General features: G+C 67.0%; 25 protein-coding genes, 1 tRNA gene and 2 pseudogenes. 22 read left to right on the top strand and 6 right to left on the bottom strand.

The features are described 5' to 3' along the window. Positions 1–22: 22 nt before the first annotated feature. Together lipA and J3R73_RS18150 are read left to right on the top strand one after the other, a co-directional pair. Positions 23–982: a lipoyl synthase gene (gene lipA / locus J3R73_RS18155; protein ID WP_307429825.1), complete on the top strand. Its 960-nt coding sequence runs from the start codon at positions 23–25 to the stop codon at positions 980–982. A 122-nt stretch (positions 983–1,104) separates the two neighbouring features. Further along, positions 1,105–1,575: a type II toxin-antitoxin system RatA family toxin gene (locus J3R73_RS18150; RefSeq protein WP_307429821.1), complete on the top strand. Its 471-nt coding sequence runs from the start codon at positions 1,105–1,107 to the stop codon at positions 1,573–1,575. Positions 1,576–1,636: 61 nt separating this feature from the next. Here J3R73_RS18150 and J3R73_RS18145 read toward each other — a convergent pair whose 3' ends face one another. Next, positions 1,637–2,146, bottom strand: a complete 510-nt coding sequence (locus J3R73_RS18145) for a CinA family protein (protein WP_307429817.1) — start codon at positions 2,144–2,146, stop codon at positions 1,637–1,639. Positions 2,147–2,189: 43 nt separating this feature from the next. Next, entirely contained in the window at positions 2,190–3,392 is a 1,203-nt protein-coding gene (locus J3R73_RS18140) for a bifunctional 2-C-methyl-D-erythritol 4-phosphate cytidylyltransferase/2-C-methyl-D-erythritol 2,4-cyclodiphosphate synthase (RefSeq protein ID WP_307429814.1), read from the bottom strand. A 256-nt stretch (positions 3,393–3,648) separates the two neighbouring features. On the opposite strand from J3R73_RS18140, the gene J3R73_RS18135 reads away from it, so the two are divergent. The 11 genes from J3R73_RS18135 (at position 3,649) to J3R73_RS18085 (ending at position 12,988) form a co-directional block, all read left to right on the top strand. Continuing rightward, positions 3,649–4,665: a Ppx/GppA phosphatase family protein gene (locus J3R73_RS18135; RefSeq protein WP_307437468.1), complete on the top strand. Its 1,017-nt coding sequence runs from the start codon at positions 3,649–3,651 to the stop codon at positions 4,663–4,665. Between the two features lie 65 nt (positions 4,666–4,730). Next, positions 4,731–5,387, top strand: a complete 657-nt coding sequence (locus J3R73_RS18130; protein ID WP_307437466.1) for an RlmE family RNA methyltransferase — start codon at positions 4,731–4,733, stop codon at positions 5,385–5,387. A 113-nt stretch (positions 5,388–5,500) separates the two neighbouring features. Then, positions 5,501–6,415 carry an alpha/beta hydrolase family protein gene (locus tag J3R73_RS18125; RefSeq protein ID WP_307429811.1) on the top strand — a complete coding sequence of 305 codons (915 nt, stop codon included), beginning with the start codon at positions 5,501–5,503 and terminating at the stop codon, positions 6,413–6,415. A 184-nt stretch (positions 6,416–6,599) separates the two neighbouring features. Further along, on the top strand, positions 6,600–7,925 hold the full coding sequence (locus J3R73_RS18120; RefSeq protein WP_307429808.1) for a homoserine dehydrogenase: 1,326 nt from the start codon (positions 6,600–6,602) through the stop codon (positions 7,923–7,925). A gap of 31 nt (positions 7,926–7,956) precedes the next feature. After that, positions 7,957–8,955, top strand: coding sequence for a class II fructose-bisphosphatase (glpX, locus tag J3R73_RS18115; RefSeq protein WP_307429805.1), 999 nt, complete (start codon positions 7,957–7,959; stop codon positions 8,953–8,955). 7 nt (positions 8,956–8,962) lie between these two features. Continuing rightward, the gene (locus J3R73_RS18110; RefSeq protein WP_307429804.1) at positions 8,963–9,409 is read left to right on the top strand and encodes a GNAT family N-acetyltransferase; all 447 of its coding nucleotides are present in this window, start codon (positions 8,963–8,965) and stop codon (positions 9,407–9,409) included. 158 nt (positions 9,410–9,567) lie between these two features. Beyond that, entirely contained in the window at positions 9,568–10,344 is a 777-nt protein-coding gene (locus J3R73_RS18105; protein WP_307429802.1) for a glycosyltransferase family 2 protein, read from the top strand. A 102-nt stretch (positions 10,345–10,446) separates the two neighbouring features. Then, positions 10,447–10,665, top strand: a complete 219-nt coding sequence (locus J3R73_RS18100; RefSeq protein WP_307429799.1) for a DUF4089 domain-containing protein — start codon at positions 10,447–10,449, stop codon at positions 10,663–10,665. After that, a complete protein-coding gene (locus tag J3R73_RS18095) occupies positions 10,662–12,110 on the top strand; it encodes an AtzE family amidohydrolase (protein WP_307429796.1) in 1,449 nt (482 codons plus the stop codon). Before J3R73_RS18100 ends, J3R73_RS18095 begins: the two co-directional genes overlap by 4 nt. A gap of 37 nt (positions 12,111–12,147) precedes the next feature. Beyond that, positions 12,148–12,822, top strand: a complete 675-nt coding sequence (locus tag J3R73_RS18090; protein ID WP_307429793.1) for a COG3904 family protein — start codon at positions 12,148–12,150, stop codon at positions 12,820–12,822. An 89-nt stretch (positions 12,823–12,911) separates the two neighbouring features. After that, positions 12,912–12,988: transfer RNA gene (locus J3R73_RS18085), tRNA-Asp, on the top strand. Between the two features lie 95 nt (positions 12,989–13,083). On the opposite strand, the pseudogene xth reads toward J3R73_RS18085, so the two are convergent. Further along, a pseudogene (xth, locus tag J3R73_RS18080) lies at positions 13,084–13,855 on the bottom strand (exodeoxyribonuclease III). A gap of 13 nt (positions 13,856–13,868) precedes the next feature. Next, complete coding sequence (locus tag J3R73_RS18075) at positions 13,869–14,381, bottom strand: hypothetical protein (RefSeq protein WP_307429790.1); 513 nt, start codon at positions 14,379–14,381, stop codon at positions 13,869–13,871. A 311-nt stretch (positions 14,382–14,692) separates the two neighbouring features. Between J3R73_RS18075 and J3R73_RS18070 the strand changes: the two genes are divergently transcribed. Further along, entirely contained in the window at positions 14,693–15,862 is a 1,170-nt protein-coding gene (locus tag J3R73_RS18070; protein WP_307429787.1) for a YihY/virulence factor BrkB family protein, read from the top strand. A 114-nt stretch (positions 15,863–15,976) separates the two neighbouring features. On the opposite strand, the gene J3R73_RS18065 is transcribed toward J3R73_RS18070, so the two are convergent. Further along, positions 15,977–17,113, bottom strand: coding sequence for an FAD-dependent oxidoreductase (locus J3R73_RS18065; protein WP_307429784.1), 1,137 nt, complete (start codon positions 17,111–17,113; stop codon positions 15,977–15,979). An 82-nt stretch (positions 17,114–17,195) separates the two neighbouring features. On the opposite strand from J3R73_RS18065, the gene J3R73_RS18060 reads away from it, so the two are divergent. Beyond that, positions 17,196–17,864: a TetR/AcrR family transcriptional regulator gene (locus J3R73_RS18060; protein WP_307429780.1), complete on the top strand. Its 669-nt coding sequence runs from the start codon at positions 17,196–17,198 to the stop codon at positions 17,862–17,864. A 169-nt stretch (positions 17,865–18,033) separates the two neighbouring features. Next, complete coding sequence (locus tag J3R73_RS18055) at positions 18,034–19,488, top strand: FAD-dependent monooxygenase (protein WP_307429777.1); 1,455 nt, start codon at positions 18,034–18,036, stop codon at positions 19,486–19,488. 94 nt (positions 19,489–19,582) lie between these two features. On the opposite strand, the gene J3R73_RS18050 is transcribed toward J3R73_RS18055, so the two are convergent. Next, positions 19,583–20,074: a YciE/YciF ferroxidase family protein gene (locus J3R73_RS18050; protein WP_307429774.1), complete on the bottom strand. Its 492-nt coding sequence runs from the start codon at positions 20,072–20,074 to the stop codon at positions 19,583–19,585. 472 nt (positions 20,075–20,546) lie between these two features. Between J3R73_RS18050 and J3R73_RS18045 the strand changes: the two genes are divergently transcribed. The 6 genes and pseudogenes from J3R73_RS18045 to nuoF all read left to right on the top strand — a co-directional run bounded on the left by J3R73_RS18045 (position 20,547) and on the right by nuoF (position 25,648). Next, the gene (locus J3R73_RS18045) at positions 20,547–20,912 is read left to right on the top strand and encodes an NADH-quinone oxidoreductase subunit A (RefSeq protein WP_307429771.1); all 366 of its coding nucleotides are present in this window, start codon (positions 20,547–20,549) and stop codon (positions 20,910–20,912) included. Next, positions 20,903–21,505 (top strand): NuoB/complex I 20 kDa subunit family protein, encoded by a 603-nt coding sequence (locus tag J3R73_RS18040; protein ID WP_370879951.1) that lies wholly within the window; start codon positions 20,903–20,905, stop codon positions 21,503–21,505. The genes J3R73_RS18045 and J3R73_RS18040 overlap by 10 nt, the downstream gene beginning before the upstream one ends. Before the next feature lie 11 nt (positions 21,506–21,516). Continuing rightward, the gene (locus tag J3R73_RS18035; RefSeq protein ID WP_307429767.1) at positions 21,517–22,128 is read left to right on the top strand and encodes an NADH-quinone oxidoreductase subunit C; all 612 of its coding nucleotides are present in this window, start codon (positions 21,517–21,519) and stop codon (positions 22,126–22,128) included. Positions 22,129–22,238: 110 nt separating this feature from the next. Further along, on the top strand, positions 22,239–23,426 hold the full coding sequence (locus J3R73_RS18030; RefSeq protein ID WP_307429764.1) for an NADH-quinone oxidoreductase subunit D: 1,188 nt from the start codon (positions 22,239–22,241) through the stop codon (positions 23,424–23,426). Positions 23,427–23,492: 66 nt separating this feature from the next. After that, a pseudogene (gene nuoE / locus J3R73_RS18025) lies at positions 23,493–24,233 on the top strand (NADH-quinone oxidoreductase subunit NuoE); the annotation flags it as partial. A 113-nt stretch (positions 24,234–24,346) separates the two neighbouring features. Then, a complete protein-coding gene (gene nuoF / locus J3R73_RS18020) occupies positions 24,347–25,648 on the top strand; it encodes an NADH-quinone oxidoreductase subunit NuoF (RefSeq protein WP_307429758.1) in 1,302 nt (433 codons plus the stop codon). The last annotated feature ends 179 nt before the right edge of the window (positions 25,649–25,827 follow it).

Here is a 25,827-nt window from a genome sequence, read left to right as displayed (position 1 = left end):
CGCCTCAACCGAAAGGTCCGCCATGCCCGTTGTCGTCGACCTCCTGAACAACGACAGCCGTCCCCGCCATCCCGAAAAGGCCCATCGGCCGGACCAGCCGATGCTGCGCAAGCCGGAATGGATCCGGGTCAAGGCGCCGGGCTCCCCGGGCTGGCGCGACACGCAGGCGATCGTGAAGGAGAACAAGCTCGTCACCGTCTGCGAGGAGGCGGGCTGCCCCAATATCGGCGAGTGCTGGGACAAGAAGCACGCGACCTTCATGATCATGGGCGACACCTGCACGCGGGCCTGCGCCTTCTGCAACGTGCGGACCGGGCTTCCCGGGCCGCTCGACCCGAACGAGCCGGAGCACACCGGCATCGCCGTGGCCAAGCTCGGCCTCAACCATGTGGTGATCACCTCCGTCGACCGGGACGATCTCGCCGACGGCGGTGCGCAGCACTTCGCGGAGGTCATCCGTGCCATCCGCCGGCACGCGCCGGGCACGACGATCGAGGTGCTGACGCCCGACTTCCTGCGCAAGGACGGGGCCCTGGAGACGGTGGTGGCGGCCCGCCCCGACGTGTTCAACCACAATCTCGAAACCGTCGCCTCGAACTACCTCACCGTGCGGCCGGGCGCGCGCTATTTCCATTCGATGCGGCTCTTGCAGCGCGTCAAGGAAATCGATGCGTCGATCTTCACCAAATCCGGCATCATGGTCGGGCTCGGCGAGAAGCGGAACGAGGTCCTGCAACTGATGGACGATCTGCGTTCCGCCGATGTCGACTTCATCACCATCGGCCAATATCTCGCGCCGTCCCGCAAGCATCATCCGGTCGTGGCCTATGTCACGCCCGACGAGTTCAAGAGCTACGAGACGGTGGCCTATGCCAAGGGCTTCCTGATGGTTTCCGCCTCGCCGCTGACGCGGTCTTCCCATCATGCGGGGGACGACTTCGCCAAGCTCAAGACCAACCGCGCCGCCAAACTGGGACGGTGAGGAGAAGCGGCGGGGCGCAGGAGGCCGCCGCGTGTTTTCTGCATCGCAGGCGCACCGAGACGAGGCGGAAGGCTATTCCGCCCCTGCGCCGATGCCTATATGAGGGCATCGGAGTTCTGTTCATGCCGTCTTTCCGCACTTCCCGCCGTGTCAGGCATTCGCCAGACGAGATGTTCGCTCTCGTTGCCGACGTGGAAAAATACCCGCTTTTCGTGCCGCTGTGCGCGGCGTTGCGCGTGCGCAGCCGCCAGCCTCAGGCGGACGGCCGGCTGATCATGATCGCGGACATGACGGTGGCCTACAAGCTCATCCGCGAGACCTTCGGCAGCCGCGTCACCATGAACAGGGACCGGCTGGAAATCCTGGTCGAATATCTCGACGGCCCGTTCAGCCATCTCGAGAACCGCTGGAGCTTCAAGGATGACGGCGCCGGCGGCTGCATCGTCGAATTCTTCATCGACTACAGCTTCCGGTCCCGCATGCTGGGCATGCTGATGGGCACCATGTTCGATGCGGCGTTCCGGCGTTTCGCCGACGCCTTCGAAAAGCGTGCCGACGTCATATACGGCCGCAAGGCGCTCGGTACGGCGTAGCGCCACAGCCCGCTTCCGTGCGGCGGGCCTCCCGGAGCGCTGCGGCATGTCCGGCAAGGCGTCAGGCCAGGACCGTGATCTCGCCGGCCAGCTGCAGCAGCAGGTCCAGCGCCTGCTCGACCGACCGCTTGCGGATCTCGGAGCGCGTGAGTTCGCCGAATCGCCGCTCGACGTGGAGGCGGGGGCCCCGGCGGCTCCAGGCCGCGAAATGCACCAGCCCGACCGGCTTTGCCGCGGTGCCACCGCCCGGACCGGCAACGCCGGTGATCGCCACCGAAAGGCCGGCCCGCGAATGGCCTACGGCGCCCTCCGCCATGGCGAAGGCGACGCTTTCGCTCACCGCGCCGTCCCGCTCGATCAGCGCCCGGGGAACGCCGAGCATCTCGATCTTGGCCTCGTTCGAATAGGTGACGAAGCCGCGGTCGACCACGTCGGACGAGCCGGGCACCGCGGTGAGGGCGCCGGCGACGAGGCCTCCGGTGCAGGATTCCGCCGTGGCGACCGTCAGGCCCTTGCCGCGGCAGGCCGCGAGGACCGCTTCGGCCTGCCGGAAGAAGATGTCGTCGTTCATGAGCCGCTCCATGGTCGTTTTCCCGCCTGTGCCGCGAGCGCCGTCAGTTCCAGGGCAGGCGCACGGTGGCGGAGGCCATCGCGGCGATGCCCTCGCGCCGCCCGGTGAAGCCGAGGCTTTCCGTCGTCGTCGCCTTCACGCCGACGCGATCGACGGGAATGGCGGCGATGTCCGCGATGCGGGCCCGCATCGCCTCGCGGTGAGGCCCGATCTTCGGCGCCTCGCACAGGATCGTCACGTCGAGATGCGCGATGGCGCCCCCGCGGCGGGCGACGAGGCCGGCGGCATGGGCGAGGAAGCGGTCGGACGAGGCGCCCTTCCATTGCGGATCGGACGGCGGAAAATGCGAACCGATATCGCCGTCGCCGATCGCCCCGAGGATCGCATCCGTGAGGGCGTGCAGGCCGACATCGGCGTCCGAATGCCCCTTCAGCGCCTGCTCATGCGGGATCCTGACGCCGTTCAGCCAGACATGGTCGCCGTCCGTGAAGGCGTGGACGTCGAAGCCCGTGCCGGTGCGGACGTCGCCGAGGGCGGCGAGCGGCGAGACGGCCTGTTCGGCACGCTGGAAATCGGCTTCGGTGGTGAGCTTCATGTTGGTTGCCTCGCCTTCAAACACGAAAAGGGGATGTCCGGCCCATTCGACGACGGCGCCGTCGTCGGTCAGCGTCTCGATGCCGGCGGAAGCGGCGCGCAGATGGGCGTCATGGATGAGGCCGAACGCGAAGGCCTGCGGCGTCTGCACCGAGCGCAGGAGCGCCCGCTCGGGCGTATCGACGACCCGCCCGTCCGCATCGATGCGCTTGACGGTATCGGTCACCGCCAGGCCGGGGACGGCGGCGCCGTGGAGAAGCGCCGCCTCGATGGCCCGGTCGATCAGGCCGGCGGAGGCGAAGGGGCGGGCGGCATCGTGCAGCAGGACGATGTCGGGTTTGGCCGGCGCCAGCGCCTGCAGCCCCGCCAGGCAGGATGCCTGCCGCGTCCTGCCGCCGACCACGACGCCCGCAAGCTTGCCGATCCCGCGGGCGCTCGGGCGGAACAGCGGCTCGTCGTCCGGCCCGATCGCCACGACGATGCTGCCGACGGACGGATGCCGCTCGAACAAAGCGAGCGTGCGCGCCAGAACGGTCCGGCCGCCCAGCAGCCGGTATTGCTTGGGAACGTCGCCGCCGACTCGCGATCCGCGCCCGGCGGCGACGACGAGAACGGCGACGGATTTCGGCGGGGTCGCGGCGCCTGGAGACATGGGTATCACAATACACTGGCCCGGCGTGTCGCCGGCGGCGAAGCAATGCGGCGAGTCAGGCCGGATAACACGGTTATGTTCACAATTCTCTCTCGCCACGGACGCGGAACTTGTTACACTCATATACGAAGTGGCGGAATGCCTGCGGCGCGTGAAAACTGCGACCGGGCAAAGTCAAGGTCAGATTTTGGTGGATCGCAGTTTGGAGGGTCAGGCCCCCTGGTCGAGTGACGGTGGAAATGCCGCGGTGCCCAAGATGCACCAGGCGGAGCATGCCCGCCGCCACCATACCTATGCCGCGCTCGACCTCGGCACCAACAATTGCCGGCTGCTGGTCGCGCGCCCCGCCGGCGACGGTTTCCGTGTCATCGACGCCTTTTCGCGCATCGTCCGTCTCGGCGAAGGGCTCGGCGCGACCGGCAGCCTCCACGTCAACGCGATGAGGCGCGCCGTCGACGCGCTGGCCGTCTGCGCCCAGAAGATGCACGACCGGCGCGTCGACCGCGCCCGCCTCATCGCCACCGAGGCCTGCCGTGCCGCCGACAACGGTCTTCTTTTCGTCGAGCGGGTCCTGCGCGAGACCGGCCTCGACCTCGAGATCGTCGACCGCGAGACCGAGGCGCGCCTTGCCGCGGCGGGCTGCATTCCCCTGATCGATCGCCACATGGACGGCGTGGTGCTGTTCGATATCGGCGGCGGCTCGTCCGAGGTCGTCTGGCTCGACATCGATCCGGCAGATCCGGCGCGTCAGCCAGTGGTGAAAGGCTGGATCTCGCTGCCCGTGGGCGTCGTCACGCTCTCCGAGCGCCATGGCGGCGTGCGCGTCACCCGCGAGAGCTTCGAGAGGATGGTCGATGACGTCGCCGCGATGCTCGACCCCTTCGAGCATCGCCAGGCGATCGCCGAGCGCGTCGGGCGGCTGCATCTCCTCGGCACGTCGGGCACCGTCACCACCATGGCGGGCATCCATCTCGGCCTGCCGCGCTATGACCGGCGCCGGGTCGACGGTCTCTGGATGCGACGGGGCGATGTCGATGAGGTGCTTGAAGGGCTGCTGGCGATGACCTATGAGCAGCGCGTGGCCAATGCATGCATCGGGCCGGAACGGGCCGACCTCGTCATGGCCGGCTGCGCGATCTTCGAGGCGATCCGCCGGGCTTTCCCCTGCGAGCGGTTGCGTGTCGCCGATCGTGGTCTTCGGGAAGGACTGCTGGTGCAGATGATGCAGAAGGACCACGTCTGGCGGCGCAACGGCGCGGGACGGCATCCGTGAGCGCTGGCAGCGGCAAGGGCGGCTCGGGCAAGAACAGTTCCGGGCGCGGCAGCGGCGCCCGCGAGATGGGCGTGCGCCTGAAGACGGCGCGCGGCCGCACCCATTCCTCGCAGCTCTGGCTCGAGCGCCAGCTCAACGATCCCTATGTGGTCCGTGCCAAGCGTGAGGGTTATCGCTCGCGCGCCATCTACAAGCTGCTCGAGATCGAGGAGAAGGCCAGGCTGTTCAAGCCGGGCCAGCGCGTGCTCGACCTCGGTGCCGCTCCGGGGGGGTGGTCGCAGCTCGCCGCCGAGCGCACCGATGCGGTCGCCGGCCGCGGCACGGTGGTGGCGATCGACCTGCTGCCGGTCGATCCGATACCCGGCGTCGATTTCATCCAGATGGACTTCATGGACGATGCCGCGCCGGAGCGCCTCAAGGCCATGCTGGGCGGCCCGGCCGATCTCGTCCTCTCCGACATGGCGGCCAACACCGTCGGCCACCGTGCGACGGACCATTTGCGCATCGTCGCCCTGGTGGAGGCGGCTGCGCATTTCGCCGTCGAGGTTCTGGCGCCAGGGGGCGCCTTCCTCGCCAAGGTCTTCCAGGGCGGCACGGAAGGCGAGCTCCTCGCCTTGCTCAAGCGCGATTTCACCGTGGTGAAACACGTCAAGCCGGCGGCAAGCCGTTCCGGATCCAGCGAGATGTACGTGCTGGCGACCGGCTTTCGCCGCAAGGCATAGGCCGGCGGGCGGGAAACCGCAGGCGGAAAAGGACGCGGACGAGATGTCCGCGCGCCCTGTGAAATTGCCATGATCGCCGAGTTGACTGGGCGCTCCGCCGAACGGGATCGCTCATGCACCATCCGGATCGTCTCCTCAGCCGCCGCACCCTCCTGGCGGGGCTCGCCTCCTCGGCCGCAATCGCCCCTGGAACAGCCCACGCCTTCGCCTCGCCCGATCCGCCGCCGCTCATCGCCCGGGACTATGCGATCGACCGCGAGGGTTTCCGCACCCGTCTTCTGCGGCGCGGCCCGGCGCCGGACGAAGGCGATCCGCTGACCCCGCCGGACGGCGCGCGCCTGCTGACCTATCGCTCCGGAGGATTGCAGCTTGCCGCGTGGCGTTCGGTGCCGGAGGGCGGCAGGCGCCCCGCGGTGCTCTTCCTGCATGGCGGCAACGCCCTTGGTGACGGGCATTGGGATCTGGTGCAGCCCTATATCCGCGCCGGCTATGTGGCGATGGTGCCCGCCCTGCGGGCCGAGAACGGGCTGCCCGGCGCGTTTTCGGGCTTCTATGACGAAACCGACGACGTGCTCGCCGCCGGCCGGGCGCTCGCGGCGCAACCGGACGTGGATCCCCACAGGCTCTTCCTGGCGGGGCACAGCGTCGGCGGCGTGCTGACGCTGCTGGCGGCGATGACGAGCCCGATGTTCCGGGGAGCCGCCTCCTTCTCCGGCAATCCCAGCGCGTTCGCCTTCTTCCGGCGCTTTCCCAAGGATATCCGCTTCGATGCGGGCGATATCCGCGAATTCGAGATGCGCTCGGCGGTGTGCTACGCGACCAGCTTCAAAAGCCCCGTGCTGATGCTGCACGGCGCGGCGGAGAGGCAGATGGACGGATCCGCGGACCTGACGACGCGCCGTGCCCGGTCGGCAGGCCTGGAGGTCGACAGCATCTCGGTGCCGGGCGACCATTTCACCGCCATCCCCCAGGAGACCGCGCGCAGCCTCGCCTTCTTCGCACGTCTGGCGAACCGGCCGGGCGGATGACCGGCGCGTCGCAATACCGATGCGAGGAAGCCCTATCATCCGGGCGGCGGTGCTCCCTCGCGCGCCGCGGTCCCGGGCGGGAAAGGCGGCCGGGCGCGGATACATCTTGGAAATCGCTCGCCTCGCGTCTTGATCCTTGGCGCGTGCCATTGCACAAGAGCCGACCCTCTTTTTCGGACTGACTATGGCTGACCCTCTCAGAATTGGCATTGCCGGGCTTGGTACCGTCGGTACCTCGACCATCCGGCTGCTGGACCGCCGTGCCAATGCGCTGGCTGCAAGTTGCGGCCGTGCGATCACCGTTGCCGCCGTCTCGGCCCGTTCGCGCAGCCGCGATCGCGGCATTTCGATCGAGCGCTATCGCTGGTTCGACGATCCCGTCGCCCTCGCGCGCGATCCCGGCATCGACGTGTTCGTCGAGCTGATGGGCGGCGACGAAGGGCCAGCGCATGAGGCGGTACGCGCTGCGCTCGACATGGGAACGCCGGTGGTCACCGCGAACAAGGCGCTGCTTGCCCGCCACGGCGTCGATCTCGCCCGCCGTGCCGAGAAAGCGGGCGTGGCCCTGAATTTCGAGGCCGCCGTCGCCGGCGGCGTCCCGATCATCAAGACGTTGCGCGAGGCGCTCGTCGGCAACAATATCGACCGCGTCTACGGCATCCTGAACGGGACCTGCAACTACATCCTGACCAGGATGGAAGCCGAAGGCCTGTCCTTCGGCGCCTGCCTCGCGGAAGCCCAGCGGCTCGGCTATGCCGAGGCCGATCCGACCTTCGACATCGGCGGCTTCGACACCGCGCACAAGCTCGCCCTTCTCACCAGCCTCGCCTTCGGTACCCAGGTCGACGCCGAGGCCATTCATGTCGAGGGCATCGAGCGGATCACCACCGAGGATCTGGCGGCCGCGGCCGAGCTCGGCTACCGCATCAAGCTGCTCGGTGTCGCCACGCGCTCCGAAAGCGGCGTCGAGCAGCGCGTGCACCCGACGATGGTGCCGCGGTCGACGCCGATCGCGCAGGTCGACGGCGTGACCAATGCCGTGGCGATCGACGCGGATGCCATCCCCGAACTCACCCTCGTCGGCCCCGGCGCCGGGGGGGAGGCGACGGCTTCCGCTGTGGTCGGCGATCTCGCCGACATCGCGCGCGGCCAGGTCATGGCGCCGTTCGGCCGCCCCAGCGGCGAATTGACACCGCTGCCGCATGCGGCGATGCAGGCGCATAAGGGCGGCTATTACGTCCGCCTTTCGGTCGTCGACCGCCCCGGCGCGGCGGCCGGCATCGCCACACGCATGGCCGAAAGGGGCATCTCGCTCGAATCGATCGTGCAGAAGCATCGTGGCGGCCGGGTCTATGGCGGGGACGATCCGAGCAAGGTTGCCGGCTCGGTGCCCGTCGTGCTCATCACCTACGCCACGACGGAAGCGCACATACGCCTGGCGCTCGAAGCCATGGTGGCCGACGGCTATATCGTCGAGCCGCCCCAGCTCATCCGCATCGAACGCGAATAGATCATTGTCAGCGATGGAATTGGAGAAAGCGATGTCGGACATCATTCAGGTCAAACCCAAGGACGTCATCGAACGCATTCTTTCGCTGGAGCTGGTGCGGGTCACGGAGCGGGCGGCGGTCGCCTCGGCTCTGCTGCGCGGCAGGGGCGACGAGAAGGCCGCCGACAAGGCGGCCGTCGACGCGATGCGTCGCGAACTGAACAAGATGCCGATCGACGGCACCATCGTCATCGGCGAGGGCGAGCGCGACGAGGCGCCGATGCTGTTCATCGGCGAGCGCGTCGGCAACGGCCTCGGACCGAAGGTCGATATCGCCGTCGACCCGCTCGAGGGCACGACGCTGTGCGCCAAGGACATGCCGGGCTCGATCGCGGTGATGGCGATGGCCTCCGCCGGCTCGCTCCTCAACGCGCCGGACGTCTATATGGACAAGATCGCCATCGGGCCGGGCTACCCGGAAGGCATCGTCGACCTCGACGCGAGCGTGGAGGAGAACCTCAACGCCCTCGCCAGGGCCAAGGGCGTCAAGCCGCACCAGCTCACCGCCCTGGTGCTCGACCGCCCGCGCCACGCCCCGATCATCGAGGCGATCCGCAAGGTCGGCTCCTCCATCCGCGTCATCACCGACGGCGACGTCGCGGGCGTGATCTTCACCGCCAACGCCTATGAGACCGGCATCGACATCTATCTCGGCACCGGCGGCGCGCCGGAAGGCGTGCTGGCCGCGGCGGCGCTGCGCTGCGTCGGCGGCCAGATGCAGGGCAGGCTGATCCTCGATACCGAGGCCAAGCGCGAACGCGCCGCCAAGATGGGCGTCGCCGATCCCAACAAGAAATACCGCATGGAGGAGCTCGCCTCGGGCGACGTCATCGTCGCGGCGACCGGGGTCACCGACGGAGCGCTGCTGCAGGGCGTCAAATTCCGCGGACCGGTGATCACCACGGAGACGCTGATCTACCGTTCCCTCAACGGGACCGTGCGCCGCATCCATGGCGAGCATCGCCAGATGTCGAAATTCAACCTCGACTGACGGACGCATGATGGAAATCCGCAGCCTCGTCCCCGACGATCGCGCCGCATGGGAACCGCTCTGGCAAGGCTATCTCGCCTTCTACCAGACATCGGTCACCGACGACCTCACGGCGCTGACCTGGGCCCGCTTCCACGACCCGGCCGAACCGATGCATGCCTACGGGGCCTTCATCGACGGCCGTCTGGCGGGGATCACCCACCTCATCCTGCACCGTTCGACCTGGACGGCATCGCCCTACTGTTATCTGCAGGACCTGTTCACCGCCGAGTGGGCGCGGCGCCGCGGCGTCGCCAGCACGCTGATCGAATGGGTCTACGGGGAGGCGGCCCGCCTCGGCGCAGGACGGGTCCACTGGCTCACGCAGGAGAGCAATCGCGAAGCGCAGGCGGTCTATGACCGCATCTCCGCGCGGTCGGGCTTCATCCAGTACCGCACCCTCCTGCCGGTGTAACGGCTCCGGGCGGGGCGCTCCGAGACGCGCTGCGCTCCCCACCGAATCGGCGGGATTCGCAAAGACACATTGGGAACAAGGAGTTAGGGCAAAGCGCGGCTCCGCCGTAAACGCGTTTTGCTCTAGCCATCCCCCGCGGTTCGGATTAGATCGTCGCCATGCCAGTACCGCCGCTCTCCATCTTCATCATCGCCTTCAACGAAGCCGACCGCATCGGCGCCACGATCCGTGCCGTGCGAGCCCTGACGGACGACCTCATCGTCGTCGATTCCGGCTCGACCGACGGGACGCGCGAGGTCGCGGAGGAACTGGGCGCGCGGGTCATCGTCAACGAATGGCCGGGCTACGGGCCGCAGAAACGCTTCGCCGAGGATCAATGCCGGCATAACTGGCTCCTGAACCTCGATGCCGACGAGGTGGTGCCGCCCGATCTCGCCGAGGAGATCGGGGGCCTGTTCGCGGGGAAAGAACCGCAGGCGGACGGCTATGAGATCCGGATCGCCGAGATCTTCCCGGGAGAGAAGAGGCCGCATCCCTGGGGCTATACGCTGGCGCCGGTGCGCCTCTACAGGCGCGACCGCGGCCGCTACGTCGATTCGACCGTGCACGACCGCGTCCATTTCGAGCGCGAGCCGCGCATCGCCCGGCTGAAGGGCATCATCCACCATTTTTCGGTGCGCTCGCTGGGCGACCAGATCGCCAAGCTCAATTCCTACTCCGAGCAGCAGGCCGACGACCTCGACATGCGGGGCAAGAGGCTGAACGAATGGCGCGTGCTCACCGAATTTCCTCTCGCCTTCGTCAAGGCCTATATCGGGCGGCGTCACTTCGTGCGTGGCCTCTATGGGGTGTCGACGGCGATCAACTTCGCCTATTTCCGCTGGCTGCGCGTGAGCAAGCACATCGAAAGGCGACGCCGCCGCGACAGGCGCTGAAGCCGCCGATCCGATCATTCCGCTTGTCTTCGGGACCGGAAAGACCGAAGCTGACATGGCTGGACGGCCGTATGGCGAGGGGTTGGGCAACCTGATCTTGTGGTGCGTATCCTTTCGAAAGGCTATGGCATGGACGGTGGACCGAACTTCGATGCGCAGGCCGTCATCGATGCGATGGGGCCGCTGATCGGTATCGACATCGCGCCGGACGATCGCGACGGCATCGGCGATTATCTGCGGGTCATGGCCGATTTCGCGGCGCTGCTGTTCGCCTTTCCGCTCGACGGCCGCGACGAGCCGGCGCCGGCGTTCGAAGCATGAGCGGCATACTCGATGCCGGCTGCTCGCCGGGCCTGGGCATCCTGGACATCTCGACCGCCGTGCGCAGCGGCCGATTTACCGCTCGATCCATGGTGGAGCATGCGCTCGCACGTATCGCGCGCCTCGACGGCGAGGTCGGCGCCTTCACCGCGGTCATCTCGGAGCGGGCTCTGGCGCGGGCCGACGCCATCGATGCGCGGCATGCGGCGGGCAAGCCGGTCGGTGCGCTGGCGGGCGTTCCCTTCGCGGCCAAGAACCTCTTCGACATCGCCGGCCTGGTCACGCGGGCGGGATCCCGCATCAACCGGGACAATCCGCCCGCCACCCGCGACGCGACCCTGATCGAAAGGCTGGAAGGGCAGGGCGCCATCTGCCTCGGCGCCCTCAACATGGGCGAGTTCGCCTATGATTTCACCGGCGAGAACATCCATGACGGGCCGGCGCGCAACCCGCACGCTCTCGGTCATATGGCCGGCGGCTCGTCGGGCGGTTCGGCGAGTTCCGTCGCCGCCGGCTTCGTGCCGCTGTCGCTTGCCTCGGACACCAACGGTTCGATCCGCGTCCCCGCCTCGTTCTGCGGCCTCTTCAGCCTGAAGCCCACCTTGGGCCGGCTGAGCCGGGCGCGAACCTTTCCTTTCGTTGCCAGCCTCGACCATCTCGGGCCGCTCACGCGTTCGGCTCGCGATCTCGCCCTCGCCTATGACGTGATGCAGGGGCCCGATCCCGATGATCCCAGCTGCGCCGAGCGTCCCGCCCAGCCGGTCCTGTTCGAACTCGGGCGAGGCATAGAGGGCCTTCGCATCGCGGTCGCCACCGGCTATTTCGCCGGCGGCGGCAACAGCGAGGCCTTCCGGGCGGTGGAACGATGCGCGAGAGGGTTGGACGCCACGGAGATCGTCGATCTGCCGCAGGCGGTCATCGCCCGCGCCGCTGCCTATATCGTCACCTCCACCGAGGCGGGGGCGCTGCACCGCGAGAGGCTGCGGCAGCGCGCCGGCGATTTCGATCCCGCGGTGCGCGACAGGCTGATCGCGGGAAACATGGTGCCGGCTACCTGGGCGGCCCAGGCCTATAAATTCCGCAACTGGTTCGCGGCGGAGATGCGCCGCCTCTTCGAGCGGATCGACCTGATCCTCGCGCCGGCGACACCCTGCCGTGCCCCCCGGCTCGGCCAGAGCGTCATCGACATCGCCGGGGAGAGCAGGCCGGTGGGCGCCAGCCTGGGGATCTATACGCAGCCGATCTCCCTTGTCGGTGTCCCCGTCGTCACCGTCCCGGTGTGGGAGGACGGCGAAGACCTGCCGATCGGCGTGCAGATCGTCGCGCCGGCCTGGCGGGAAGACCTCGCCCTGCGCGCCGCGTGGGCGCTGGAGACGGCCGGTATCGTCCGGGCGCCGGTTGCAAATATCGGCTGCGGCCCCTCTACTGCGGGCGCAGCCACGTAATGTCGGCGACATGCCGGCCGGCCCCCCGGGGAGTTGTATGGCCCATCGATTGAAGGCCCTGTTCTTGTTTGTGTCGCTTGCGTTTGCCGGAGTGGCCTGCCTCGCCTCACCGGGCCCGGCTGCGGCCATGGATTTCAATCTCGTGAGATTGTCCCGTGGCGAGCAATGCCGGCCGCGCTGCCCCGAGGTGATGGTTGCGACCGGCGATATGGACCTCGGGACGGCGGACGCTTTTCTCGACTTCTCGCAGAAGGCAGCCGCCCGAGGCGCGAGCAAGATGTTGATCATCGATTCGCCCGGCGGCCATCTGATCGAGGGAATGAAGCTCGGCTTCATGCTGCGCAGCCTGGGCATCAGCATTTTCGTCGGGCGCGTGGGCCAGCAGGGCGGGGGAAACGTCGCCTTCAACGGCTCGTGCATGTCGGCCTGCGTCTACGCTCTGATGGGCGGCAGCAAACGATTCGTGATGCCGGGCTCGCGGGTCGGCATTCACCGTGAACTGCTGCCGGGCAGCACGGGCAATGATCCGATATCCGTTCTGAGAAGCCAGCGGCGTTTTCCCCAGATCACCCAGATGGTGCGCAATTACGCCGAGCAGATGGGGGTAGACCCCGCTTTGGTCGATCTTGCCGAACAATATGGGGCCGGTGGCCTGCGCATTCTGACGCCGGACGATCTCACACGCTTTCGGCTGGCAACAATTGCTCCCTGATTTCGCCGGGCTCGCGGAATTGAGCTTGACACTTCGCAAGCCGCCACGCTATCAGCGCCACGTCAACGCGGTTCGCCGCGGGGCAAGACGGGGGTGTAGCTCAGTTGGTTAGAGCGTCGGCCTGTCACGCCGAAGGTCGCCGGTTCAAGTCCGGTCATCCTCGCCAGTCTTGCCAATGACTTAGTGAACTCCCCTGCGGGGGAGGTTCACCCTGCGGGCTTCCCCTTCACTCATTTATTTGGCGTCCGGTTCGCGATGGTTTCAGTCGCGGAGCTCCACCCACGCGGGCGCGTGGTCGCTCGCTTTCTCCCAGCCACGGACCTCGCGGTCGACCCCGGCGGCGGCGAGACGATCGGCAAGCGAGGGACCCAGCAGGAGGTGGTCGATGCGCAGGCCTGCATCGCGTCCCCAGGCATTCCGGAAATAATCCCAGAACGTATAGATGCGCTCCTCCGGGTGCAGCGCCCGCAACGCATCGGTCCAGCCCTGAGCGACGAGACGTGCGAAGGCGCCGCGGACCTCCGGCCTGAACAGGGCGTCGTCGAGCCAGCGTTCGGGCTTGTAGACGTCGAGATCGGTCGGCATCACGTTGTAGTCGCCGGCGAGCACGACCGGCACACCGTTTGAGCAGGTCGGCGGCATGGGCGCCCAGCCGTTCGAACCAGCGAAGCTTGCCGTCGAATTTCGGGCCGGGCGTGGGATTGCCGTTCGGCAGATAGAGGCAGCCGACGAGGATGCCATGCACGGCGGCTTCGATATAGCGGCTATGCCCGTCCTCGGCATCGCCGGGCAGGCCGCGCCTCGTCTCCACCGGCGCACCGTCCCGGGCGAGGATCGCAACGCCGTTCCAGCTCTTCTGCCCGTGCCAGATGGCGCCGTAGCCGGCCTTCTCCAGGGCGTCGGCGGGGAATTTTTCGTCCGGCGCCTTCAGTTCCTGCAGGCAGACGATGTCCGGCCGAGCCTGCGCAAGCCAGCGCAGCAGCACCGGCAGGCGCCCGTTGACGCCGTTGACGTTGAAGGTGGCGACCTTCATGGGCGGGCAGCCGTCATTTCGACTTCGCCGCCTTTTCGATCACGACCTGGAATCCGAAATCGCCGGCCTTCGAAACCGTGAACTTCACGCCGTTCACCTGCTGGGACTGGGCGTGCTGCTGGGAAATCGCCGCCTGCATCTCCTGGGCGAGGAAGGCGGAGACCTGCGCGACGTCGAAGACCTCGCTCGTCAGGATCGATGCGCCCACGGCGGTGCCGAGCGCGGCGCCGGCGACCTGGTCGGTGTCCGCGATGGGCAGGCTGAACTGGGCAGCCGATCCGTTCTTGCGGCGATAGATCGCCGCAAAGCCGTAAGGCTGGCTCAGGGTCGAGCCCTTCACGGTGACGGTGCAGGCGAAGCTTCCGGCCTCCGCCGGCCGGCAGTCGCCGGCCTTGAAGCTGGCCTTCAGCTTCGCCTCGCCGGAATAGGTGTTCATGGCGGCCACGGTCGACCTGTGCGCGGCCTCCTGGGCGAGCGCCGGCGAACATCCGAGGCCGGCAAGCAACGCGGCAATCCAGATACGCATGATGTTCTCCACGTTTGGGCGGAAGGATGGGGACGATCGCGATCCTGCGCAAGCGACGCGGGCTCGCGGATCTGCCGCGATCGTTGACGGCAAGTCCGGCCATGATGCCGCATGATGGTTTCCGTCCTGGAAACGCATCCCGTCGATTCGCGCCGATCGGCGGATGCCCCGGCATGTTTCCGCGGACGAGCCCTCTGCGGCCTTTCGCGCCGCTCCGCTCGAACGAAGGTTCCGTCAGGGAACACTCGCGAGGGCCGCAGGTTTGCTGGGCATGACCGCATTCCGGCGGGGGAGGGCGGAGGAGGCCGAGCATGCAAACAACCCTGTCATCCGCTGACGCCGGGCAGCGACCCGCTTCCCGCCGGGAGGATGTCAGCCCGTCCTGGATCGCGGGCGCGATGATCGTGCTGGCCGCCTGGTGGCTCTTGCGCAGCCCGCACGCGGCGGCCAGGAGTGCGGCTTCGGCGGGGCCCGGCCAATTTCCCGATCTCCCCGCCGATCCGCTGCGCGACGAGGGGCGGGGAAGGCTGGCCGCCTCGCCGTCGGAAATCCCGGTCCGCGGCTGGAAGGACATCGTCCTGCGCGCCTACGGCAATATTGCCGCCCACCGCATCCCGGCAATTGCGGCCGGGGTGACGTTCTATGCCATTCTCGCGATCTTCCCCGCGATTGCCGCCCTGGTTTCGGTCTATGGCCTGTTCACCGATCCCGGCACGATCGCCGTGCAGACCGACCAGCTCTCCGGCCTGTTGCCGGGGGGAGCCATCGAGGTGATGCGCGACCAGATGACCAGGGTGTCGTCCCATGGCGGCGGCACGCTCGGGCTGACATTCGCCATCGGCCTCGTCACCGCGCTCTGGAGTGCGAATGCGGGCATGAAGGCGCTCTTCGACGCGCTGAACGTCGTCTATGACGAGGAGGAGAAGCGGGGCTTCGCGAAGCTCAACGCGATTTCGCTCGCCTTCACCGTGGCAGCCATCCTCTTCGTTCTCGCCGCGATCGGTGCCCTCGTCCTTCTTCCGGTCGCGCTGACCTTTATCGGGCTGCACGCCGTCACGGAAATGCTCCTCCGGGTCGGACGGTGGCCGGCGCTGTTCCTGGTGGTGGCGACCGCGATCGCCGTCCTCTATCGCTATGGCCCCAGCCGCGACGAGCCGCGGTGGCGCTGGATCACCTGGGGCAGCGCCTTCGCCACCTTCGGCTGGCTGGCCGCGTCAATGCTCTTTTCCTGGTATGCCGCGAATTTCGGCAGCTATGACCAGACCTACGGGTCCCTCGGCAGCATCATCGGCTTCATGATCTGGATCTGGCTGTCGGCGATCGTGATTCTGATCGGCGCCGAACTCAATGCCGAGACGGAGCACCAGACGGCGCGCGACACCACGGTAGGCCGCCCGGAGCCGATGGGCACCCGCGGTGCGGCGATGGCCGATACCGTCGGCTCGCCCCAAGGTTCCTGGAGCGTTTCCCAGAAAAGCTGACGGACTTTTCGTTTTAGCAAATGCCTTGAATCAAAAGGTCTGAGAGGCGCGGCACGCCGCGTTCCGTCCGCAATCGCACTGGGATGGCCGACGGCGTGGATCGAGACGGCACGGTCATCGATGCTTTCCGCGAGCGCCGGTGAAGAAGTCGATCAGTCCGAATGGTGCGCGGTCGTCGAGGCAGAGCTCCAGGATCATCTGCGCGTCGGCGGCAGCCGACTCGCTGCGCGGGAACAGCGCCTCCTCGTAGGCGGTCAGAGCCGTGTCGAGGTTGTCGGGGTGCGCAGCGATCGCCTTGCCGAGTTCGGCCCCGTCGAACATCGCAAGGTTCGCGCCCTCGCCGGCCGGCGGCGCCAGGTGCGCGGAGTCCCCGAGGAGCGTCACCCCCGGCACGTGGTCCCATCGGTGTCCGTTCGGGAGGGCGTGGATCGGACGCGGGATCGGTGCGGTTTCGCCGTCGGTGATCAGCGCGGTGAGCGCCGGCGCCCACCCGTCGAACTCGGCCGCGATGCGAGCGGTCGCGGCGGCCGCATCGGTGAAGTCGATGCCGGCGATCCACTCGGCGGGGCGCTTCAGCGCGACATAGGCGTGAAGAACGTTCCCCGCCTCCCGGTGCGCGAAGATCCCCTTTCCCGGAGAGGGCGCGAACAATGCGCCGCCGCCGACCGCTTCGGCAGCCGCCGCGTGCCGCTCGTCGGCGTCGTACAGGTAGGTTTCGATGAAGGTCGTGCCGACATATTCGGGCCTCGCGTCCGAAAGCCGCGGGCGGACCTTCGACCAGGCGCCGTCGGCACCCACGAGGAGTTCGGTGCGGACGGTGCACCCGTCGGCGAACGCGAGCTCGTGCCGGCCGTCGCCGAACGCCACGACGCCGGTGAGTTTCTTTCCCCATCGGATCGTCCCAGCAGGCAGGGAGTCGAGGAGGAGCCGTCGCAGATCGCCCCGAAGCACCTCGGGGCGTCCACCGGTGCCGTCGTCGGGCTCGTCGAGCAACAGCGTGCCGTGCCGGTCGAGCACGCGCGAGGCCTGGCCGCCCTCGTGGATGATCGCGCGGAACGCGTCGGCAAGGCCGGCGACTTCGAGCGCGAGCTGCCCGTCGCGCTCGTGGATGTCGAGCTGGCCGCCCTGCTCACGCGCCTCCGCCGAAGGCTCCGCCTCGTAAATCGTTGCGGGGATGCCATGGACGTGCAGGACGCGTGCGAGGGTGAGGCCGCCGAGACCTGCACCGACGATGGTGATCGGTGTCGTCATCGTATTCCTTTCAGAATTAGACTGGAACAACGTTCCATAAATAGGTATTGGAACGGCGTTCCAGAAATGTCAAGGTGAAGCTATGGGGATCAGGACTCGACGGACCGAACGGCGCACGGACGCACTCTCGAAGGAGCGGATCGTCGAGGCGGCGATCGAGATCCTCGACAATGACGGCGAGAGCGCCCTGACCTTCCGCGCGCTCGCGGCTCGGCTGACAACGGGGAGCGGGGCGATCTACTGGCACGTCGCCGACAAGAACGAGCTGCTCGCGGCGGCCATCGAGGACGTGATCACCCGAGCCACGACCGACATGGTCGGCGGTACGGAGCCACGGGAGACGATCCGGGCCATTGCGCTGGGGGTGTTCGACGCGATCGACCTGCACCCCTGGGTAGGCAGCCAGCTTTCGCGCGAACCGTTGCAGCCCGCGATGCTGCAGATCTTCGAAGGCATCGGCGGCCGGCTTCAGGCGCTCGGCGTTCCCGAACGAGCGCAGTTCGACTCGTGGTCAGCGCTGGTGAACTACATTCTCGGGGTCGCCGGACAGAACGCCGCGAACGCCCGCCACACGCGCGAGACGGATCGATCGGCCTTCCTCTCGACCGTCGCCGCACGGTGGGCCCAGCTCGACCCTGCGAAGTACCCGTTCCTGCGCCAGGTGGCGACGCCGATGCGCGAGCACGACGACCGCGAGCAGTTCCTCGCCGGCATCGACCTCATCCTGGCCGGCATCGGCACCGTCCGATAGGCGACCGCACGCATGCGGCTCATGGCGCGCCACGACCTCCGGATGAGTGCTGTTTCATCGGTGTCAGCCACGCCGACGTGACGCCTCGGCCGGGCGAGCCGCGGCATGGCGGAACGCCGGGAACTATCCTATCGTGGCCGGCGGGGGATCGACCCGAGGCAGTGTCGACATGGCGGATATCCTGATCGTCGGTGCCGGGCCCGTCGGCCTGACCATGGCAGCCGAACTGGCCCGCTATGGCGTGCCCGTGCGCATCGTCGACCGTGCGGCGCAGGCCACCCAGACGTCGAAGGCGCTGGTGGTCTGGAGCCGCACCCTCGAGCTCATGGACCGCATGGGCTGCACGCCCGCTTTTCTCGACGCAGGGTTGCGCGCTCACGCCGCCGCGATGCGTAGCGGCACCACGCTGCTCGGGCGAGCCCGCTTCGACGACATCCGCAGCCCCTACAATTTTGCCCTGATGCTTCCGCAGCGCGACACGGAACGTCTGTTGTCCCTCCACCTGCGGTCTCTGGGCGTCGAGGTCGAGCGCCAGGTGGAACTCGCTGCCTTCGCCGAGGGGCCCGATGGCGTCGAAGCGCGCCTCCGCCATCCGGACGGACGCGAGGAACGGGTCCATGCCCCCTGGCTCATCGGCTGCGACGGCGCCCACAGCGCGGTCAGGCACGGCCTCGGCTTCGAATTCCGAGGCTCGGCGCAGGAGGATGACTGGCTGCTTGCCGACATCCGCTTCGAAGGAAGGGACAGGCCTGCCCCCGACGAGGTCTCGATCTTTCTCCACCGTGACGGTCCGCTGGTGGCCTTTCCGATGCCGGGCGGGCGGGCGAGGGTCGTCGCCACCGTCGGGAAGGCCGACCCCGGCGGTGCAAGGCCGGACCCGAGCCTTTCGGACGTCCAGGCCCTGGTGGACAGGCGCTGCGGGGGCGACATGCGCGTCGCGGATCCGGCATGGCTCAGCCGCTTCCGCATCAATGAGCGCAAGGTCGCCCGCTATGGCCGCGGTCGGGTATTCCTGGCGGGGGATGCCGCCCATGTGCACAGTCCGGCCGGCGGGCAGGGCATGAACACCGGCATGCAGGATGCGTTCAACCTGGCCTGGAAGCTCGCGATGGTGGTGCGGGGGCAGGGCGCGGCGGCGCTGCTCGACAGCTACAGCCCCGAGCGCAGTGCCGTGGGCGACATGGTGCTTCGCAACGCGACCCGGCTGACCGATATCGCGACGCTGTCCGCTCCTGCGGCGCAGGCGGCGCGCAATGTCGCGCTGCGCCTCCTTCTCAGCCTGCACACCGTGCAGGATCGGCTCGCCAATATGATGGGGGAGGTCGAGATCGGCTATGCCGGCAGCCCTCTGTCGGTCGGCCATGGGGCCGGCGCGAGAGTGGTACCGGAGCATTATGGCGGCTCCGCACCGGGCAGCGGCGGGACGCCGCGCTTCCTGCTGTTCACGGACGATGTCCGGCGCGGTACTGCCGTCGCCGCCCGCTATCCGCAACTCTTGGATGCCCCCCGAAAAGCCGTCGGGCCGGACCGCCTGCTGGCAGTCCGGCCCGATGGCTATATCGGCTTGTCCGCGCCGCCCGGCGATTGGGATGCCCTGGAGGCCTATCTAAGGCGCCTTGCCTGATGCCGCGCTACGGCGCGACATGGTCGACGACAGGATCGTCAAGGCCGCGTACGGAGGCTGGAGCCCCAGCCTCCGCGGCTTGTCTTCCGAGCGATCAGGCAGCCTTGCGGTTGACGGTGGTGTTGGCGAGCTGCGACAGCAGCTTGTCCGTCTTGATCTCCTCCTGCAGCGTCAGGTCGAGCAGCTTCACGGCATCGTTCATGCCGAGCTGTCCGGCCCATGTCTTGAGCGTGCCGTAACGGGCGATCTCGTAATGCTCGACCGCCTGGGCCGATGCCGTCAGGCCGGCATCGAGCGCGGAGGCGCCCTTGAATTCCTCCATCACTTCCTTGGCTTCCTCGATGATGCCGACGATGGCGTCGCAGGTCTTGCCGCGCGCCGGCTTGCCGATCTGCTCGAAGATCTGCTGCAGCCGCTCGACATGGCCTTCGGTCTCGTCGCGATGGGTCTCGAACGCCTTCTTGAGTTCCGGCGACGTGGCTTCCCGTGCCATCTTGGGCAGAGCCCGCAGGATCTGCTTCTCCGCGTAATAGATGTCTTTCAGCGTTTCGATGAACAGTTCGTTAAGGTTCTTTTCGCTGGGCATAAGGATGAGCTCCTTGGAGGGATGATGGGAACACAACTGAGGCGGGAGGAACTTGTTCCGGTTGCACCGACCGCCGGCCCGTGCCCGGCCTGTGCAGGCGGGGCGTCGAATCGCTTGACGCTCGCCCGGGGCGTCGGTGCCGGGCTGTGAAAAAGACGGCGGCCCGCGCACCGGATTCCCGAACGCGCGGCGCGACGCCGGGAGGCGCCCTCCCGCAAGGGTAGTTCCCTTTGCCGCAGTGCGGTATGAATCTGACTGGCTGGAACGCTTCCAAGCTTGCGCCTGTCATGGCCGTGGTTTAAGGCTCGCAGCAGGCGGCCCACCATTCGGCGCGGGACAGAATTTCCGCGCCCGGAAACCTGGGCGGCCCGCATGGGCGTGCGCTCTTCCGTTCGGGACCGCCGTGCCTATATCGTCCAAATAGCGGTCGCCGCAGCGTTTTCGCAGGGCTGCCGCAGCCAGGGTTCTGCCGATGGACACTCTTCTCGCCGGCTATCTGCCGCTCATCATCTTCGTGGGGGTCTCGGCCGTGATCGGTCTGGCTCTGCTGGTGGCGCCCTTCATCGTGGCGTTCCAGAGCCCGGATCCGGAAAAGCTCTCCGCTTATGAATGCGGGTTCAATGCCTTTGACGACGCGCGTATGAAATTCGACGTGCGCTTTTATCTGGTTTCGATCCTCTTCATCATTTTCGACCTGGAAGTGGCGTTTCTTTTTCCCTGGGCGATCACCTTCAAGCATGTCGGGCTGTTCGGCTTCACCTCGATGATGATTTTCCTGGCCGTGCTGACCATCGGCTTTGTCTATGAATGGAAGAAAGGCGCGCTCGAATGGGATTGAATCTCGACGCTCCAACCTCCGGCGTTCGGGGCCGCACGCTGACGGCGCCGGCTCCGCGCGGGATCATCGACCCGAACACCGGCATGCCGGTCGGCTCGACGGATCCCTTCTTCGTCGAAATCAACAATGAGCTGGCCGATCGCGGCTTCCTGGTGACCACGGCCGACAACCTCATCAACTGGGCCCGCACCGGCTCGCTGATGTGGATGACGTTCGGCCTGGCCTGCTGCGCCGTCGAGATGATGCAGGTTTCGATGCCGCGCTACGACGTCGAGCGGTTCGGCTTTGCGCCCCGCGCCTCGCCGCGCCAGTCGGACGTGATGATCGTCGCGGGCACGCTGACCAACAAGATGGCTCCTGCGCTGCGCAAGGTCTATGACCAGATGCCGGAGCCGCGCTACGTCATCTCCATGGGCTCCTGCGCCAATGGCGGCGGCTATTATCACTATTCCTATGCGGTGGTGCGCGGCTGCGACCGGATCGTCCCGGTCGACATCTACGTACCCGGCTGCCCGCCCACGGCTGAAGCGCTGCTGTATGGCGTCCTTCTGCTGCAGAAGAAAATCCGCCGCACCGGCACAATCGAACGTTGAGCGGGCCCGACATGGCAAAGACCGAAGTCCTGCAGTCGATCGGCGAGGCGGTTCAGCAGGCGTTTCCCGGCGCCGTGACCGGCGTCGTCCACGCCTTCGACGAGCTCACGGTCACCACCGGTCCGGACGATATCCTGGCGGTGCTGACCTATCTGCGCGATGATGCGGGCTGCCGCTTCGTATCGTTCATCGACATCTGCGGTGCGGACTACCCCGCCCGGGAGAAGCGTTTCGACGTCGTCTATCATCTGCTGTCGCCGACGAAGAATGCGCGCATCCGCATCAAGGTCGAGACCGACGAGGCGACGCCGGTGCCGTCCGCGGTGGGCGTGTTCTCCGGCGCGCTTTGGTTCGAACGCGAGGCCTATGATCTCTACGGCATCCTCTTCACCGGCCATCCGGATCTGCGACGCCTGCTGACCGATTACGGTTTCGACGGCTATCCGCTGCGCAAGGATTTTCCGCTCACCGGCTTCGTCGAGGTGCGCTGGGACGACGAGGCCAAGCGGGTGGTCTACGAGCCGGTACGGCTCAATCAGGAGTTCCGGAATTTCGACTTTCTTTCGCCCTGGGAAGGCACGGACTACGTGCTGCCGGGCGATGAAAAGGCGAAGGCCGGCTGAACCGGACGATGATTTGAGGCTGGCCGGTTTCCCGCCTGGAGCGTGGAGCCGGCGCCGATGGAACTTCGGGCCGGAGGGGCTTCCGGCGCGCTGGAGCATTTGGGAACGCGATGAACGACCAACCACACCTGCGTAATTTCGCGATCAATTTCGGCCCGCAGCACCCCGCGGCCCATGGTGTGCTGCGTCTCGTCATGGAGCTGGACGGCGAGGTGGTCGAGAGGGTCGACCCGCATATCGGCCTGCTCCATCGCGGTACCGAGAAGCTGATCGAAGCCAAGACCTTCATGCAGGCGATCCCCTATTTCGATCGCCTGGACTATGTCGCCCCGATGAACCAGGAGCACGCTTATTGCCTGGCGATCGAGCGTCTGCTCGGCATCGAGGTGCCCCGGCGCGGCCAGCTGATCCGTGTGCTCTATTGCGAGATCGGCCGGCTGCTGTCGCATCTTCTCAACGTGACGACGCAGGCCATGGACGTCGGCGCCCTGACGCCGCCGCTGTGGGGCTTCGAGGAGCGCGAGAAGCTGATGATCTTCTACGAGCGGGCATCGGGAAGCCGCATGCACGCCGCCTATTTCCGCGCCGGCGGGGTGCATCAGGACCTGCCGCCCGACCTCATCAACGACATCGAGGCCTTCTGCGACCCCTTCCTGAAGGTGTGCGACGACCTCGAGGGCCTGCTGACCGACAACCGCATCTTCAAGCAGCGCAATGTCGACATCGGTATCGTCGCGCTCGACGACGCCTGGGCCTGGGGCTATTCGGGCGTGATGGTGCGCGGCTCCGGCGCCGCCTGGGACCTGCGCAAGTCGCAGCCCTACGAATGCTATGCCGAGCTCGATTTCGACATCCCCATCGGCAGGAACGGCGACAATTTCGACCGCTATTGCATCCGCATGGAAGAAATGCGGCAGTCGGTCCGCATCATGAGGCAGTGCATCGCGCTGCTCAGGAAGACACCGGGCCCGGTTTCGACGGTGGACAACAAGATCGTGCCGCCCAAGCGCGGCGAAATGAAGCGCTCGATGGAAGCCCTCATCCACCACTTCAAGCTCTATACGGAAGGCTACCACGTGCCGGCCGGCGAGGTTTATGCGGCGGTGGAGGCTCCCAAGGGCGAATTCGGCGTCTATCTCGTCTCGGATGGCGGCAACAAGCCTTATCGCTGCAAGATCCGGGCGCCCGGCTTCGCCCATCTGCAGTCGATGGACTGGCTGTGCCGCGGCTACATGCTGGCCGACGTTTCGGCCATTCTCGGCTCGCTCGACATCGTGTTCGGCGAGGTCGATCGTTGAGTATCGTATGTTTGCCGACGGCGGATCGTAGTCCGGCCGGCGGCATCAGGAAAGAGGATTGAGCGCATGTCCGTTCGCAGGCTCGCGCCCCAGGAACTCCAGCCGGCATCCTTCGCCTTCACGGCTGAAAACGAGGCCTGGATCGACCAGCAGATCGCCAAATATCCGCCAGGCCGTGAGGCCTCGGCGGTGATTCCGCTGTTGTGGCGGGCGCAGGAGCAGGCCGGCGGCTGGGTGTCGCAGGCGGCGATCGAGGCGATCGCGGCCAGGCTCGGCATGGCGCGGATCCGGGTGCTGGAGATCGCCACCTTCTACACGATGTTCAACCTGGCGCCCGTCGGCAAATATTTCATCCAGCTGTGCGGAACCACGCCCTGCATGCTGCGTGGCGCCGAAGCGATCAAGGATGCGGTCCGGAAGCGCGTCGGTCCGGAGCATCACGTGTCCGCGGACGGCAATTTCTCCTGGCTCGAGGTGGAGTGCCTCGGCGCCTGCTGCAATGCACCGATGGTGCAGATCAATTACGACTTCTATGAGGACCTCACCGCGGAGAGCATCACCAAGGTGCTCGACGACCTGGCCGCCGGCCGGCCGGTGAAGCCCGGGCCGCAGAACGGGCGTTTCTCCTCGGAGCCGGAAGGCGGCGCGGAGACGCTGAGCGACCCCGCCCTTTATGACGGCTCCGTCGTCGGTTCCTGGCAGAAGCGCTTCGCCGAGGAGAAGGAGAAGCAGGCTGCCGCCAAGGCGGCCGAAGCGGCCAAGGCTGCGGAGGCGGCCAAAGCTTCGGCGGCGGCTCCGGTCAAGCCGGCGTGACGGCGAAAGGGGAGGGCGGCTTCGCATGATCCGCCCTTCGACGACAGGTTCTTTCGCCGGGCGTGGTTCGACGAAATATTTTCCGCTCTCAGATTTTCAGGTCCGCCATGCTTGCTGATCGCGACCGTATCTTCACCAATCTCTACGGGTTTCACTCGCCCGGCCTGCAGGCCGCGATCAAGCGGGGCTCGTGGGACGGCACCAAGCAGATTCTCGAGATGGGCCAGGACTGGATCATCAATGAGATGAAGGCTTCGGGCCTGCGCGGACGCGGCGGAGCGGGCTTTCCGACCGGCCTCAAATGGTCCTTCATGCCGAAGAAGTCGGACGGCCGGCCGAGCTATCTGGTCGTCAACGCCGACGAGTCGGAGCCGGGCACCTGCAAGGACCGCGAGATCATGCGGCATGATCCGCATCATCTGGTGGAAGGCTGCCTGATCGCCTCCTTCGCGATGAACGCCCATGCCTGCTACATTTATATACGCGGCGAATATGTGCGCGAGCGCGAGGCGCTGCAGGCAGCCGTCGACGAGGCCTACGAGGCCGGCCTCATCGGCAAGAACAACAAGCATGGCTGGGAATTCGATCTCTACGTGCATCACGGCGCCGGTGCCTATATCTGCGGCGAGGAAACGGCGCTGCTCGAGAGCCTCGAAGGCAAGAAGGGCATGCCGCGCATGAAGCCGCCCTTCCCGGCCAATATGGGCCTGTATGGCTGCCCGACCACCGTCAACAATGTGGAATCGATCGCCGTCGCGCCGACCATCCTGCGCCGCGGTGCCGGCTGGTTTGCCGGCATCGGCAATCCCAACAATGTCGGCACCAAGCTTTTCTGCGTCTCCGGCCACGTCAACAAGCCGTGCAACGTCGAAGAGGCGATGGGTATTCCGTTCCGCGAGCTGATCGAGCGCCATTGCGGCGGCGTCCGCGGCGGGTGGGAAAACCTGAAGGCGGTCATCCCCGGCGGATCGTCCGTGCGCATGGTGCCGGCCGAACAGATCATCGACACGCCGATGGACTTCGACTCGCTTTCCAAGCTCCGCTCCGGTCTCGGCACCGCGGCCGTCATCGTGATGGACAAGTCCACCGACGTCATCCGCGCCATCGCCCGCCTCGCTTATTTCTACAAGCATGAGAGCTGCGGCCAGTGCACGCCGTGCCGCGAGGGCACCGGCTGGATGTGGCGGGTGATGACCCGCATGGCCGAAGGCCGTGCCCAGAAGCGCGAGATCGACATGCTGCTCGACGTCACCAAGCAGGTGGAGGGCCATACGATCTGTGCGCTCGGCGATGCCGCGGCCTGGCCGATCCAGGGGCTGATCGCCCATTTCCGTCACGAGATCGAAGCGCGGATCGATCAATATGCCGCCAATCCGCATTCCGATCCCGTTCTGCAGGCGGCGGAATAGGCCGCCGGCAGCCGCCGGTTGCAAGTCATTCTGCGGCGGGGGCGACACAACGTCCCCGCCGCTTCACAGCGCTTCTTTTTCGCATCGCAGCAGTTGATCGCGGCGCGGAATTTTGCGAAGTCGAGTTTGGAAAGAGTCTGGATTGCGTGTCGCGCTCCGGGCCTGATCGTCAAGGTTAT

Source organism: Labrys monachus, assembly GCF_030814655.1.
In the GTDB taxonomy this organism is placed as follows: domain Bacteria; phylum Pseudomonadota; class Alphaproteobacteria; order Rhizobiales; family Labraceae; genus Labrys; species Labrys monacha.
This window is presented reverse-complemented; position numbering and strand designations above follow the sequence as displayed.

What these genes read in the sequence shown, in the direction of transcription:
- lipA (WP_307429825.1), top strand. Translation starts at nt 23, where the DNA reads ATGCCCGTTGTCGTCGACCTCCTGAACAACGACAGCCGTCCCCGCCAT.
- J3R73_RS18150 (WP_307429821.1), top strand. Translation starts at nt 1,105, where the DNA reads ATGCCGTCTTTCCGCACTTCCCGCCGTGTCAGGCATTCGCCAGACGAG.
- J3R73_RS18145 (WP_307429817.1), bottom strand. Translation starts at nt 2,146, where the DNA reads ATGAACGACGACATCTTCTTCCGGCAGGCCGAAGCGGTCCTCGCGGCC.
- J3R73_RS18140 (WP_307429814.1), bottom strand. Translation starts at nt 3,392, where the DNA reads ATGTCTCCAGGCGCCGCGACCCCGCCGAAATCCGTCGCCGTTCTCGTC.
- J3R73_RS18135 (WP_307437468.1), top strand. Translation starts at nt 3,649, where the DNA reads ATGCACCAGGCGGAGCATGCCCGCCGCCACCATACCTATGCCGCGCTC.
- J3R73_RS18130 (WP_307437466.1), top strand. Translation starts at nt 4,731, where the DNA reads ATGGGCGTGCGCCTGAAGACGGCGCGCGGCCGCACCCATTCCTCGCAG.
- J3R73_RS18125 (WP_307429811.1), top strand. Translation starts at nt 5,501, where the DNA reads ATGCACCATCCGGATCGTCTCCTCAGCCGCCGCACCCTCCTGGCGGGG.
- J3R73_RS18120 (WP_307429808.1), top strand. Translation starts at nt 6,600, where the DNA reads ATGGCTGACCCTCTCAGAATTGGCATTGCCGGGCTTGGTACCGTCGGT.
- glpX (WP_307429805.1), top strand. Translation starts at nt 7,957, where the DNA reads ATGTCGGACATCATTCAGGTCAAACCCAAGGACGTCATCGAACGCATT.
- J3R73_RS18110 (WP_307429804.1), top strand. Translation starts at nt 8,963, where the DNA reads ATGATGGAAATCCGCAGCCTCGTCCCCGACGATCGCGCCGCATGGGAA.
- J3R73_RS18105 (WP_307429802.1), top strand. Translation starts at nt 9,568, where the DNA reads ATGCCAGTACCGCCGCTCTCCATCTTCATCATCGCCTTCAACGAAGCC.
- J3R73_RS18095 (WP_307429796.1), top strand. Translation starts at nt 10,662, where the DNA reads ATGAGCGGCATACTCGATGCCGGCTGCTCGCCGGGCCTGGGCATCCTG.
- J3R73_RS18090 (WP_307429793.1), top strand. Translation starts at nt 12,148, where the DNA reads ATGGCCCATCGATTGAAGGCCCTGTTCTTGTTTGTGTCGCTTGCGTTT.
- J3R73_RS18075 (WP_307429790.1), bottom strand. Translation starts at nt 14,381, where the DNA reads ATGCGTATCTGGATTGCCGCGTTGCTTGCCGGCCTCGGATGTTCGCCG.
- J3R73_RS18070 (WP_307429787.1), top strand. Translation starts at nt 14,693, where the DNA reads ATGCAAACAACCCTGTCATCCGCTGACGCCGGGCAGCGACCCGCTTCC.
- J3R73_RS18065 (WP_307429784.1), bottom strand. Translation starts at nt 17,113, where the DNA reads ATGACGACACCGATCACCATCGTCGGTGCAGGTCTCGGCGGCCTCACC.
- J3R73_RS18060 (WP_307429780.1), top strand. Translation starts at nt 17,196, where the DNA reads ATGGGGATCAGGACTCGACGGACCGAACGGCGCACGGACGCACTCTCG.
- J3R73_RS18055 (WP_307429777.1), top strand. Translation starts at nt 18,034, where the DNA reads ATGGCGGATATCCTGATCGTCGGTGCCGGGCCCGTCGGCCTGACCATG.
- J3R73_RS18050 (WP_307429774.1), bottom strand. Translation starts at nt 20,074, where the DNA reads ATGCCCAGCGAAAAGAACCTTAACGAACTGTTCATCGAAACGCTGAAA.
- J3R73_RS18045 (WP_307429771.1), top strand. Translation starts at nt 20,547, where the DNA reads ATGGACACTCTTCTCGCCGGCTATCTGCCGCTCATCATCTTCGTGGGG.
- J3R73_RS18040 (WP_370879951.1), top strand. Translation starts at nt 20,903, where the DNA reads ATGGGATTGAATCTCGACGCTCCAACCTCCGGCGTTCGGGGCCGCACG.
- J3R73_RS18035 (WP_307429767.1), top strand. Translation starts at nt 21,517, where the DNA reads ATGGCAAAGACCGAAGTCCTGCAGTCGATCGGCGAGGCGGTTCAGCAG.
- J3R73_RS18030 (WP_307429764.1), top strand. Translation starts at nt 22,239, where the DNA reads ATGAACGACCAACCACACCTGCGTAATTTCGCGATCAATTTCGGCCCG.
- nuoF (WP_307429758.1), top strand. Translation starts at nt 24,347, where the DNA reads ATGCTTGCTGATCGCGACCGTATCTTCACCAATCTCTACGGGTTTCAC.